This window comes from Pseudoalteromonas sp. TAE56, from assembly GCF_000497955.1.
Taxonomy (GTDB): domain Bacteria; phylum Pseudomonadota; class Gammaproteobacteria; order Enterobacterales; family Alteromonadaceae; genus Pseudoalteromonas.
This window is the reverse complement of the sequence record NZ_AUTN01000163.1, coordinates 37,136-50,498: the sequence shown is the minus strand read 5'-3', so window position 1 is coordinate 50,498 and position 13,363 is coordinate 37,136. Positions and strand designations below refer to the sequence as shown.

At 40.3% G+C, this 13,363-nt stretch carries 10 protein-coding genes and 1 pseudogene; 4 read left to right on the top strand and 7 right to left on the bottom strand.

From position 1 onward, the window contains the following. The first annotated feature begins 261 nt into the window (after window positions 1-261). Complete coding sequence (locus L656_RS0121335) at window positions 262-1,476, top strand: HD-GYP domain-containing protein (protein ID WP_024600723.1); 1,215 nt, start codon at window positions 262-264, stop codon at window positions 1,474-1,476. Here the strand turns inward: L656_RS0121335 and L656_RS1000000123565 are convergent. Next, window positions 1,436-1,759 (bottom strand): hypothetical protein, encoded by a 324-nt coding sequence (locus tag L656_RS1000000123565; protein ID WP_024600722.1) that lies wholly within the window; start codon window positions 1,757-1,759, stop codon window positions 1,436-1,438. The genes L656_RS0121335 and L656_RS1000000123565 overlap by 41 nt on opposite strands. A gap of 294 nt (window positions 1,760-2,053) precedes the next feature. Here L656_RS1000000123565 and L656_RS0121325 point away from each other — a divergent pair, with 294 nt between their 5' ends. Further along, window positions 2,054-3,304: an outer membrane protein transport protein gene (locus L656_RS0121325; protein WP_024600721.1), complete on the top strand. Its 1,251-nt coding sequence runs from the start codon at window positions 2,054-2,056 to the stop codon at window positions 3,302-3,304. A 111-nt stretch (window positions 3,305-3,415) separates the two neighbouring features. On the opposite strand, the gene L656_RS0121320 is transcribed toward L656_RS0121325, so the two are convergent. The 3 genes and pseudogenes from L656_RS0121320 to pepA all read right to left on the bottom strand — a co-directional run bounded on the left by L656_RS0121320 (window position 3,416) and on the right by pepA (window position 8,442). Beyond that, window positions 3,416-6,271: a valine--tRNA ligase gene (locus tag L656_RS0121320; RefSeq protein ID WP_024600720.1), complete on the bottom strand. Its 2,856-nt coding sequence runs from the start codon at window positions 6,269-6,271 to the stop codon at window positions 3,416-3,418. A 53-nt stretch (window positions 6,272-6,324) separates the two neighbouring features. Next, a complete protein-coding gene (locus tag L656_RS0121315; protein ID WP_024600719.1) occupies window positions 6,325-6,771 on the bottom strand; it encodes a DNA polymerase III subunit chi in 447 nt (148 codons plus the stop codon). Window positions 6,772-6,929: 158 nt separating this feature from the next. Continuing rightward, window positions 6,930-8,442 (bottom strand): annotated as a pseudogene (gene pepA, locus L656_RS01000000122540) (leucyl aminopeptidase). Window positions 8,443-9,017: 575 nt separating this feature from the next. Between pepA and lptF the strand changes: the two are divergent. Next, a complete protein-coding gene (gene lptF / locus L656_RS0121305; RefSeq protein WP_007587281.1) occupies window positions 9,018-10,130 on the top strand; it encodes an LPS export ABC transporter permease LptF in 1,113 nt (370 codons plus the stop codon). Continuing rightward, complete coding sequence (gene lptG / locus L656_RS0121300; RefSeq protein ID WP_024600718.1) at window positions 10,127-11,197, top strand: LPS export ABC transporter permease LptG; 1,071 nt, start codon at window positions 10,127-10,129, stop codon at window positions 11,195-11,197. The genes lptF and lptG overlap by 4 nt, the downstream gene beginning before the upstream one ends. Before the next feature lie 80 nt (window positions 11,198-11,277). On the opposite strand, the gene L656_RS0121295 is transcribed toward lptG, so the two are convergent. From L656_RS0121295 to L656_RS0121285, 3 genes are all read right to left on the bottom strand, one after another. Then, the gene (locus tag L656_RS0121295; RefSeq protein WP_024600717.1) at window positions 11,278-11,778 is read right to left on the bottom strand and encodes an RDD family protein; all 501 of its coding nucleotides are present in this window, start codon (window positions 11,776-11,778) and stop codon (window positions 11,278-11,280) included. 171 nt (window positions 11,779-11,949) lie between these two features. Next, the gene (locus tag L656_RS0121290) at window positions 11,950-12,714 is read right to left on the bottom strand and encodes a DUF6515 family protein (RefSeq protein ID WP_024600716.1); all 765 of its coding nucleotides are present in this window, start codon (window positions 12,712-12,714) and stop codon (window positions 11,950-11,952) included. A gap of 376 nt (window positions 12,715-13,090) precedes the next feature. Next, the gene (locus L656_RS0121285; RefSeq protein ID WP_024600715.1) at window positions 13,091-13,348 is read right to left on the bottom strand and encodes a hypothetical protein; all 258 of its coding nucleotides are present in this window, start codon (window positions 13,346-13,348) and stop codon (window positions 13,091-13,093) included. Between the last annotated feature and the right edge of the window lie 15 nt (window positions 13,349-13,363).

Genomic DNA, 13,363 nt, shown 5'->3' with positions numbered 1-13,363 from the left:
TAATAAAGTTCGCTTTTTTATAATGATTAGATAAATTATATAGCTAAATCACATGTTTTTTAGTGATAAACACTTCAGTGTAGTTGAGAGAAAGCATTTAATTATTAAAAATTAAGATAATCAGAATTACATTACAGCTCTAATAAGGCTGTAAATTATAGTTTTAGTTATATATAACTACTTACAACTCAAAAACTAGACTTTTAGGCTTAATTAATGCTATTTAAGGTACATATTCCTTAATAGAAAAATCCCGCCTTTATGCTAATTACTTTGCCCGTGTCCGAGCTTACTCCTGGTATGTACGTTGATAGCGTTACTAAGCAACATGAAGGGATCAATAGCATAAAAATTAAGACCAGTGGCTTGGTACGCGATAGATCTATTATTAAGCGTTTAGTCTCTGAAGGTGTGCTTGAGCTACTGATTGATTTTACTAAAGGTGATGCGCCAGTTCCTGCCAAATATAAACCTCAAAGCAAACCTAAAACATCTAATAGCCAACAAAAAGCAGAAAAAACACCTATAGCAATCTCAATCGAACAAGAATTTGCTAAAGCGAGTGTAAATTACGATCAGCACGGTCGAAAGCTGCAGTCGTTATACGGTGACTTAACATCTGGCCTGAGTGTTAATATAAAAGTGCTTGATGAAATAGCCAGCGAAATAGTCAGCTCAGTTTTTCGTAACGCTAACGCCATGACTATTCTTACTCGTATAAAAGATAAACACAGCTATAACTGGCGGCATATGATCAACTGCGCCATTTTTACCGCTGTATTTGCTAAATATTTAGGGTATGAGCAGGCTGTTGTACAAGAGCTTGCAATGGGGGCGTTACTTCATGATTTAGGCCAAGCTAAATTACCCCAAGGTATATTTTCAAAGCCAACTAAGGTTACTAATAATGAGCTCTTAGTCATTAAAAAGCATGTAGCGCAAGGTTTGGGTTTAGTTAAAGGCGAGAAGGGTATAACCCCCCTTATGCTTGATATGATAGTAAATCATCATGAACGCTTAGATGGCTCTGGTTATCCGCGAGGCCTGCAGGCTGAAAAGTTAAGTCGCCCGGCGCGTATAATGGCAATTGTAGATGTTTACGATGCAATGACTGCCGATAGAATGCATCAAGATGGTGATGAGCCTATTAATGCATTACGTTATTTATTAGCCAATAAACACTTGTTTGATGGTGAGTTAGTGCAGCGGTTTATAAAGTGTTTAGGGGTTCATCCGGTAGGGACTATTGTAAAATTAACGAATGAGCGTTTAGCGCTAGTGCTTGAGGGAAATGTACTTAATCCTATTAAGCCTAAAATTAAGCTATTTTATAACGCTAAGCACAATCATCATGTTACACCAAAAGATATTGATTTAAGTGAGCACACCCAAGAGCTTAAAATACTATCAAGCGTTAAGCCCTTAGATTATCAGATTAATTTGTCTCGCCTGCTAAAAGAGCATTTGTTGAATTAGCCTTACTGCATTGCCTTTTTTTAGTTTGTTTTGCTGAAATAAATGCACCCAAAAAGCAACTTCCCATAAGTGTTAACCATAGCAAAGTGCCTAGCTCTACGTGCAATGCAAAACAACACAGGGCTAAAGAGATCAACGCATTTAACATTGCCCCTAGCCAATAATGGTTTACGGGATTATCGCATTGTCCTGCTTGAGTACAGGCGCAGTAGTTTGCTTTGTAAAAGCAAAACACACTCGCCCCACAAAATATTAGCCCTGTAATAATAAATAAAATGATCACAGTTTCACTTCCTTTGCGATTTTATAATGAGTGTAAGTGGCCGCTAAACCCAAGTCAATCTAAATGATAATTAATTACAGTTAGAGTGTTTGCTCTAATAGCACAGTTCTAGTCCGATGAGTTTTAAATTACCGTTAATTTGTCGTTAAAACGTGGTTAAAAATCGGGTTTTTTGCTGTTTTTTGACACTTTCATAGAGTTTTTTACAAAAAATTAAGGTAGTGTAGCCAAGTTTTAAATCCTAATAACAACACACATAGTACCCAGACGGTCAGTTTGGTTAAGGACTCAACAATGAAATTTTCTAAAACTATTATTGCAGCTTCGCTTGCATTTGTTTCAGCTGATAGCTTTGCAGCTGCGTTTCAATTATCAGAGCAAAATGCATCGGGTTTAGGCCGTGCATACGCTGGTGAAGCTTCTATCGCAGACGATGCGTCTGTAGTTGCACGTAACCCAGCACTAATGACTTTATTTAAAGACAAGCAACTAAGTGTTGCTGCTATTGGCGTAATTCCAGATGTAAGCTTAGAAGGTGAAGGCGCGCCAACTGGTATTGATCAATCTTCATTAGATGATGACAGCATTGCACCAAGTGCAGTGGTACCAGCAGCTTACTTTACTATGCCTTACAACGATAAAGTATCACTTGGTTTTGGTGCATTTTCTAACTTTGGTTTATCAACAGACTTTGACGATGACTACTCAGCAGGACAGATTGCAGGTAAAACAGAAATATTTACTGTTAACTTAAATGCAAGCGTTGCTTATAAAGTTACTGAAAAGTTTAGCTATGGTATTGGCTTAAACGTAATTTACGCTGATGCAACAATTGTGCGTCATGCTGGCTCTGGTTTACCATTTGCTGCAAATAATGAAGTTGTGAACTTGGAAGGTGATGATACAGGTTACGCTTTAAATGTTGGTTTAATGTATCAGCTAGATGATAACAGCCGTTTTGGTTTTAATTATCGTACAGAAACAGATATTACATTCGAAGGTGAATACTCGAATCAAATACCAACAGCTTTTGGTGGATTGAATGGAGCTGAACTACCTGGCTCTGTCGAAATCACACTTCCTGCAATAGCTGAATTTTCAGGTTCTCATCAGTTAGATGAAAAACTTGGTCTTCATTACAGTATTTTATGGACAGGTTGGAGTAGCTTTGATTCATTAGAAGCACGAGTTACAGCACCGACTGGCGATAAGTTTAGCGCATTTAATAAAGATGAGAGCTTCTCTGATTCGTACCGTTTCGCTGTTGGTTCAGATTACCAATATAACGAAGATTTATTACTTCGTGCTGGTGTAGCATTTGATCAGTCTCCAGTATCACAAGATCACCTGTCGATCTCTATCCCAGACACAGATCGTTTTTGGTTCTCATTCGGTGGTAACTACACAATTGATCAAAGCTCTAACGTTGATCTTGGTGTAAGTATTATCCGTGGTAAAACTCAGAATTTTGAAGAAGATGGATTTGAGTTTGAATCAGAAGGTAATGCAGTACTTATTGGCGCTCAGTACAACTACAAGTTTTAATGTAGAAGTGTCTTGTGGTTAATCACAGGGCACAAAAAAGCCGCTCACTTCAATAAGTGAGCGGCTTTTTTAATGCCTATTAAATAGTGTTAATAGGCATTTTACGAAAGCTTATAAACTTTCTATTTTAGTTTTTTGCTCAAGTAGCTTAGTTTTAGCATCGCTAAACTCAGCTAGTTTTGCATTTTCTTTAGCAAGTACGGCTTCAGGCGCATTATTAACAAACTTTTCGTTAGCGAGTTTGTTTTGCACTTGTGCTAGGCCTTTTTCTGCTTTTTCGAGTTGCTTATTAATACGCGAAAGCTCGGCTTCCACATCAATTAAGCCCGCCATTGGGATCATGATCTCAAGGTTGCCAACATAAGACGTTGCACATGCTGGTGCGTCATCTTTGTTTTCAAGCATTGTAAACTCTTCAATTTTTGCAAGGGACGCTAAAAATGATTTGTTTTCTTCAATGCGGCGCACGTCGTCGCTCGATGCATTAGCAAGTAAAACGCTAAGCGGTTTACTTGGGCTAATATCCATTTCACCACGAATATTACGAATAGCTAAAATGAATTGTTTAACCCACTCTAAATCTTCCATTGCCTTAGCATCAACGCTTGCCTCGTTATACACAGGGAACGGCTGAACCATAATGCTGGTGTTCTCTGTTTCAAGGCCTGCAAGTGGTGCAACACGTTGCCAAATAGTTTCAGTAATGTATGGCATCATTGGGTGCATTAAACGCAGTAAGCTTTCAAGTACCGTTATTAACGTATGGCGTGTACCACGTTGCTGTGCTTCATTGCCTTTAAACAATACTGGTTTAGTTAGCTCTAAATACCAATCACAAAATTGATTCCAAGTGAATTCGTAAAGCGTGTTAGCAGCTAGGTCAAAACGGTAGTTATCTAAGTGCTCAGTGTAGGTTTTAACGGTAGCTTCGTATTGACCTAAAATCCAACGGTCAGCTAATGAGAACTCTTTATCAGCATCGTTTGCAAAACCACAATCGAGCTCTTCTGTGTTCATTAGCACGTAACGGCTTGCGTTCCACAATTTGTTGCAGAAGTTACGGTAACCTTCAAGGCGGTTCATATCCCAGTTAATATCACGACCGGTAGACGCCATTGCAGCAAGGGTAAAACGAAGTGCGTCGGTGCCGTGTGCTTCAATACCGCCGGCAAATACTTTACGCGTATCTTTTTCGATTTTGGCGGCAAGTTTTGGCTGCATCATGTTACCGGTACGTTTTTGTACTAGGTCTTCAAGTTCAATGCCGTCAATCATATCTAGTGGGTCAAGTACGTTACCTTTTGACTTAGACATTTTATCGCCATTGTCGTCACGTATTAAGCCAGTTACATACACGGTTTTAAACGGAACTTGTGGTTTGCCATTTTCGTCTTTCACAAAGTGCAGCGTCATCATAATCATGCGCGCAACCCAGAAGAAAATAATATCAAAACCAGTTACCAATACATCAGACGGGTGGAAGGTCTTTAAATCATCGGTATTTTCTGGCCAACCTTGTGTAGAGAACGTCCAAAGTGCTGATGAGAACCACGTATCAAGTACGTCTTCGTCTTGGCTTAACGTTACGCTGTCTGCAATGTTGTTTTCACGGCGTACTTCAGCTTCGTCGCGACCAACAAATACGTTGCCTTCATTGTCGTACCAAGCTGGGATGCGGTGACCCCACCAAAGCTGGCGTGAAATACACCAATCTTGTACGTCGTTCATCCACGAGAAGTACATGTTTTCGTATTGCTTAGGTACAAATTGAATATCGCCGTTTTTAACAGCGTCTTTTGCAGGCTCTGCAAGTGGTGCAACACGTACATACCATTGGTCGGTAAGTAGTGGCTCAATTACAACGCCAGAGCGATCGCCGTAAGGAACCGTTAAACCATGATCTTCAATTTTTTCAAGTAGGCCTAGTTCTTCAAATTCTGCCACAATCGCTTTACGCGCAGCAAAACGATCTAGTCCATGTAGGCGCTCAGGAATTGGCGCATCAAACTCAAGCTCTTTACCGTCAAAGGTGTATGTTTCACCTTGGGTAAGAATAGCGGCGTCTTTATCGAAAATGTTGATCATCGGCATTTGATGACGCTTGCCCACTTCGTTATCGTTAAAGTCGTGCGCTGGGGTTATTTTTACACAGCCCGTGCCTTTATCTTTATCGGCATGTTCGTCAGCAACAATTTTAATACGACGATTAACGATTGGTAATAAAATCTCTTTACCGATTAAATCTGTGTAGCGTTCGTCATCTGGGTTTACTGCAACACCCGAGTCGCCCAGCATGGTTTCAGGGCGAGTTGTTGCTACTACTATGTAGTCTTTTCCGTCTTGTGTTGTAACGCCATCAGCCAGTGGGTAACGTAAGTTCCACATGTGGCCTTGCTTGTCTTTGTTTTCAACTTCAAGATCAGAAATAGCAGTGTGTAATTTAGGATCCCAGTTTACTAGGCGCTTACCACGGTAAATTAGGTTTTCTTTATGAAGGCGTACAAACACTTCTTTAACGGCTTCAGATAGGCCATCGTCCATTGTAAAGCGTTCACGATCCCAATCAACCGATGCGCCAAGGCGACGAAGTTGTTTGGTGATAGTGCCGCCAGATTCTTTTTTCCATTCCCAGATTTTATTAATAAAATCTTCGCGGCCTAAATCGTGGCGTGTTTTACCTTCTTCGGCATGCAGTTTACGCTCAACCAACATTTGCGTTGCAATACCTGCGTGGTCAGTACCTACTTGCCATAATGTGTTGTTACCTTGCATACGTTTAAAACGCGTTAGGGTATCCATTATTGTGTCTTGGAAGGCGTGGCCCATGTGTAAGCTACCAGTAACATTTGGCGGCGGAATCATAATTGAATATGGTACGCCTTTGCCAGATGGCTTAAAGTAGCCTTTTTGTTCCCAGTCTTGATATAGAGACTGTTCAATATCTTGCGGATTGTAGGTTTTATCCATTACACAGAACCTTAAATAAGTACTTAAATTAGTTGGTTAGTTTGCCTGATTGGCTAGCTATTAATATCTTGCGTGGTGAGATTGGCACCGAGTTGGCGTAGCTTTTTAAAACGCTCGCGGGCTGCCTGTTTAGCAGCTGCTTCTACGGGTACAAAATCAAAAACTTGGTTAAACCGACGAATGTAATCCGGTAACTGAGTAGCCAAGTTAATTAAAACTTTACGATTGCCAACAGGTGGCGTAATACCAATTTCTACAGGTGCGCCGCCTTTAGGGCCTTCACCTTGTAAATTATGTGGCACAAAACTATCTGGATCGAATGCCCAAATTATTTCATCAATGGCACAGGCTGCTTCATTATCGTTAACACAAATAAACACACGCTGCCCATTTCGATACTGATCGGCCGCAATTTGAGCAGCCAAAGCAAAATGATCGTCAGCCTTAGCTGTTAACTCATCTTGTTGCTTTAGAACGAAAAATTTAGCGTTCATGTTCATTGTATCGGGGTTTCCCATGACATTGAATGTATACCAAATTGATATACATAAATTAAGAGGCAGATTTTGCCATATAACGGGGTTTGCTTCAATTAATACACAAATAAATAAGGCGCCAAACGGCGCCTTATAAACAGATATTAATTTAAACTAAACGTTTAATCTTGAGCTGCTTCACTTACACCAGCTCTATTTAGTAAATACTGAGTAAGCATTGGAACAGGGCGACCCGTTGCGCCTTTTTTAGCGCCACTGCGCCACGCTGTACCAGCAACATCTAAATGCGCCCAATTATACTTTTTAGTAAATTTAGACAAGAAACATGCCGCAGTAATTGTTCCTGCAGAGCGTCCACCTAAGTTTGTAAAGTCAGCAAATGGGCTATCTAGTTGATCTTGATAGTCATCCCATAACGGTAACTGCCATGCACGGTCGCCACTTTGCTCTGACGCTTTTAACAAATCGTGTGCAAGTGGGTTATGGTTTGATAGCAAACCAGTTGCATGCGCGCCAAGGGCTACAATACAAGCGCCTGTCAGTGTTGCCACGTCAATAACAGTATCTGGGTTAAAGCGCTCAACGTACGTTAGTGCGTCGCACAATACTAAACGACCTTCAGCGTCGGTGTTTAACACTTCAACTGTTTGGCCCGACATTGTTGTTAAAATATCACCCGGGCGATATGCGTTTGAGCCAGGCATGTTTTCACAGCCAGCTAAAACACCAATAACGTTAATCGGCAATTGCATTTGTGCAAGTGCACGCATTGCACCAATAACACCAGCAGCGCCGCCCATGTCGTATTTCATCTCATCCATGCCTTCGCCTGGTTTTAATGAAATACCGCCTGAGTCAAACGTCAAGCCTTTACCAACAAGTACAATAGGGGCTTNGGCCGTCAGCGGCGCCTTTGTAGTTAATAATCGACATAATCGATTCGTTATCACTACCGCGGCCAACAGCTAGGTATGAGTTCATACCTAGTTCTGCCATTTGCTTTTCGCCAATAATATCAACGGTGATATTGTCAAAATTAGTTGCCAGCTCTTGTGCTTGTTCCCCTAAGTACACTGGGTTACAAATATTTGGTGGCATATTAGCCACGTCTTTACACAGCTTACTACCTGCGGCAATGGCTAAACCATGCTCAATAGCACTTTCGCCAATCGTTAGTTCGCGTCGAGTTGGTACGTTAAACACCATTTTACGAAGTGGACGACGAGGGTCTACTTTTTTACTTTTTAATTGGTTAAACGTGTATAAGCAATCTTGTGTTGTTTCTACTGCTTGACGTACTTTCCAGTAAGTGTCGCGACCTTTAACGTGTTGCTCTGTTAAAAAGCAAACTGCTTCCATAGAGCCCGTTTCGTTTAAGGTATTAATAGTTTTAGAAATAATTTGTTTATATTGCTTATCATCAAGCTCACGCTCTTTGCCACAACCAACAAGCAATATGCGCTCGCTTAATACGTTTGGTACATGATGCAATAATAAAACTTGGCCTGGCTTACCTTCTAAATCGCCACGGCGAAGTAAATTAGAGATATAACCATCGCTAATTTTATCGAGTTGTTCACCAATGGGGGATAACCTACGTGGCTCGTAAACGCCAACCACAATACATGCGCTGCGCTGTTTTTCTGGGCTACCACTTTTTACGTTAAATTCCATTGTCACTCCTGATTTTGAGTCATTTAAGTTAGTAAGTTGGGGCTAAAAAAGTATTTTCTAGTCTTATCTACGTAACTTATGTAAGGATAATTCTTATTTTAGCTGATTTTGTTAGGGCCTGTTGACCTTTCAGGATTAAAATTTGTTCAATCTAGGGGCTATTTAATCGCGGCGCGAGGTGTGTAACTTAGTGGGCTAAGTAAAAACCGAGCAACAAAGAGTAAATTGCCCCTAGGCAGAACCCTTCGGGCAGCGCATGTTTGGCATTTATGCTGCGTTATCGCCTATTTATGGGGAATAACCACACTACATAGGCTCTGCCTTACCTAAATACCAAACGTACTGCTGCAAATTTAACCTCGAAAGATAAACAGGCCCTAGACTCTTACTGTGTAATTGAACTTTATATGCTTAAGGGCTACTAATGCAACATTATATCGTGCACTTAGGTAGGATAATTAAATTTGATGGCTTATAATAATAGCCTATTTGCCGGTATTAATTGGGTAAAATAGCTATTTAACTATTCAATTCTCACTATCGTAGTGAAATTCCATGTTTAACAGGGGCGAGCATTGCTAATTTTCCGTTATTTGACCGCTGAGGTTTTAAAATCGCAGGTCGCCGTATTTTTAACTTTAATGACAATATTTTTGTCACAAAAGTTAGTTGGTATTTTAGGTGATGCCTCTGAGGGCAGCATTCCTGCTAAATTAGTGCTATCGATGATTGCACTAAAGCTTCCACAACTAGCCTCGCTAATACTTCCGCTGAGTATATTTTTAGGCATTATTTTGGCTTACAGCCGTATATACGCCGATAGCGAAATGACCGTACTTAAAGCCTGTGGCGTAAGTGAATGGTATGTTGTGCGCGTAACGCTTATATCAAGCGTTGGACTTGCCATACTAGCTGCTGCATTGACTATGTATATAGCGCCGTGGGCAAGCGAGCAAGAGTACCAATTAAAAGAACAAGCTAAAGCCGATGCGGGGTTGTCTGCACTCAGGGCTGGGCGGTTCCAAGAAACCGGTAACGAAAAAGCCGTGGTGTTTATTCATAATATTGAAAAGGGCGGCAAAGAGCTCAATAAGGTATTTGTTGCACAATTACCTGATAGCGAAAAAGGTAATCTAGCGCGCTTAGTATATGCACAGCAAGGTGTTGTGGTTGAAGCCGTAAATGGTGAGCAACAGCTAGTACTAACAGACGGTAAACGTTACGAAACAGATGGCACAACGCCTGCACTTAATTTAACAGAATTTGATGGTTACAGCGTACAAATACGAGAACAAGAAATAGAGCATCAACGCCGTAAATTAGAGGCTGTGCCAACTAACCAATTATTGGCTATAAATACACCTGAATCTATTGCTCAATGGCAATGGCGACTCGCTATTCCGCTATCAATCCCGCTACTTACCTTACTGGCAGTACCGCTAAGTGTGGTTAATCCTCGCCAAGGTAAATTTGCAAAACTAGTGCCTGCTATTAGCTTGTACTTAGGCTACTTTATTTTACTAAATGCCGCTAAATTTGCAGTTGAAGATGGAAAAATTCCGCCTTCAATCGGCTTGTGGTGGATTCATCTAAGTGCCTTGTTTATAGGTGGGTTATTAATTATAAAAGGGCGACCACTGGGCGCTTGGCTTAAAGCCGTAGTAACTAAGCGGGAGTTAGGCTCATGATGAAAACGCTTGATTGGTATTTAGGGCGCAGTATTTTACAAACTACCGGCTTTGCATTGTTGGTACTTGTTGGTATTAGCACTTTAATTAAATTTATCGACCAGTTAAAGTCGGTAGGGCGCGGTAGTTACGATTTAATGACCGCCATGCTTTACACGCTTTACACAATACCTGGCGATTTAGTGGTGTTTTTTCCGATGGCTGCGCTAATTGGTGGCTTAACGGGTTTAGGGGCACTTGCCTCAAACAGCGAGCTTGTAGTGATGCAAGCGGCTGGTATGTCGCGCTTACAAATAATTGGCTCTGTGATGAAAACCNCCGCCATATTTATGGCTGTATGCATGATGGCACTTGGCGAATGGGGTGCACCTGAAGCGCAATTACACGCTAAAGAAATGCGTAACCAAGCAATACATGGCGGCGATGTGTTTAACACACAAAAAGGTGTATGGGCTAAAGACGGCAGTAATTTTATTAATATTGAAGATGTAGACGAAAATGGCAGACTCAACGGGGTACACATGTACCACTTTGACAAATCGTTAGAGCTTACCCAAATTACTAAAGCAAGAGATGCACTGAGCCGAAAAGATGGCTGGCTACTTCGTGATGTAAATAAGGTTATTATTACTAGCGAAAAAACCACAACAGAGCAATTACCTGAAGAGTTTTATTCTTCGCAATTGACCGCTGAAAAGTTAGGAGTTGTGTCGGTAAAACCGGAGTCACTTTCATTTACTGGGCTTTGGTCGTATTTAAGTTACTTAGAGCAAAACGAACAAGACACAAGTACCTACGAGCTTGCTCTGTGGCGTAAGTTGATGCAGCCAGTATCTGTTGCGGTAATGCTGCTGGTGGCGCTCTCGTTTATATTTGGCCCACTGCGTACGGTTACTATGGGCGCGCGTATTATTATGGGTGTTGTAACGGGGATTGTGTTTCACTTAACTAATGAAATATTTGGCCCTGTGGTTATGGTTTACCAAATACCTGCCATTATAGGCGCGGTATTACCTAGTATTATATTTATAGGCTTTGCGACATATTTGATGAATAAACGGGTATAGAGTACCTATTCAAAGCATTAAAAAGGGTGACCAGTGGTCACCCTTTTTGCTTTTTAATTACCAGTTTTGGAAAGCAGGTATTAATCAAGCTCACTATAAATACGCCTGTTCTCTTCTTTAGTAAGTGTAATAACTTCTGTTTTAGAGATGTAATCTTGTAGTGCCTTTTTGTTTTTAAAATCGACTAACACCACCAAATTACCTAAACCGAGTAAAGCGCTAACGCTGCGGATAATTGATTGCGGCCAGCTAATTAAATTACCCTCAAGAGTTTGTACTTTTAAACGCCATGCACGCATGCCAATGGTTTGCCCGCTTTTAGTCCAAAAGTAGCCAAAAAATACTAAGGTAACAATAATTAAAAGAGCGGTACGAATACCCGAAAGAAGATTTGAATTTTGAATAAAGGCAGATACATCCTCTGCGCCATTTAAACTAATTACATCGAGAGAAATAAGCCCTTGTACTGCAAATAAATACAGCACCACAGTTAACATCGCAAACGCAATAATGGCTAACGTATCGTAAACTAACGACGCAAAACGGCGCCAAAAACCAGCACGTGGAAACTCACCCGACATAAATACACTCTCACTATTAATATGCGAGCTAGTTTAGCAAAAAAGCTTACAAATACTAAGACATGTTAATGCTTAGAGGGAGAATTGATTTTATTGCTTTGGGTTATTACCTACAGGAGAAATGAAAAAGACCCTGCTATTGGTAGCAAGGCCTTTTAATTTATAGCGGATTTAACCTAGCTTAATAGCAAGGTATTTTATGTCGTCACCACTTATTTGCGGTAAAAAATAAATATCGCCGTATTTAAAATACTGCTGCGAGTTAATTATTACGGCCTGTGCTGCCTGAGGTAATGAGTCGTATGTTTGGCCCAAGCTATAGTCATTCACATTACCCACTTTTATTGCCTGGTTAAGACGGGTTGGTGGCTCATCAACGACCGTATAACCATTATTATCAGCAATGTAGTACACATTTTGATAAGTGTAGTAAGTCGTATTATGGTGTTTAAAATGCCTGTAATTTCTTGGTAGCGTATTTATACGCAGGCCTCTAGGTGGCGTAACTACGTGGTAGCCTCTTTTAGCTTTACGGTAGTAAAGGCCGTCGTTAAACGTAAACGAAATACCATTAAATCTGATCGATGCGCTATTGCGTGGTAAATGGTTTATAAATCGATTTTGTCTGTAAGCGACTGAATTATGATGGTTTGTTAAGTAGTTATATTTTCGCTGGCTGTAGCGGTGTTGTTCACGCTTTTCCTGCTTGTACTTAGCGAGTCTACGTTTTTCTTGCTTACGGTCTTCTCGTTTTTCTTTTTTATGCTCAATGCGCTGCTTTTTTTCATGGCGGCGTTCATCGCGTTTATATTCAACACGTTTGTCATGATCACGTTTAAAGCTTTTATCATTCTCTCGCTCGTTTGGTGCTCCAAGCGCAGAGCCTGATACTGCGCCAATAGCGAGCAGTGCAGGTAGTAAAAAAGTAAGTTTCATAGTATGCCTCGTTTATGTTGTTACATAACTGGGTTCAATACTAACGCCTTAAACTGAATGGCAACTGATATGTGGTAGTTTCAGAGACGGTCCTTACAGCTTTTTACATTTTACTGACAGTTATTGACATACTTAGTTGTTTTTGACGATTTTAGAGGGGTATTTGTTCTTTGTAAGTTTATATATTATGAGAAATATTTTAATAATATTGCTATTAAATTATACACTTGGGTTCTTTTGCTGGGTCTTAAAAACGTTATTTCTGCGTGTTTTAGATGGGGTAATACCAATAATAGAATTTAAGTGGTGTAAAAAGCTGAGTTTGCGGCGCGTTGTTTATTGCCGCAAACATGACTTTATATTTTAAAGGGTGCATTTATCTTTTAATAAACTTAAGGCTTGGGTGATAGGTTACGACATTAACTTTAACAAATGCTGCGTTATTAACGTTTCTTTTAACAACTTTAGCTGGCACGTACTTGATTACCTTAGTTTGGTTAATTTTTTTCAGTTCTCGTTTTAGCTGAACCTTTTTATATTCTTGCTTTGTATATCTATCATGTGGTGCTGCAAATGCAGAACTAGATAAAGTGCCAATAACTAATAGTGCAGGTAGTATAAATGTAAGTTTCATAATATTGCCTCGTTT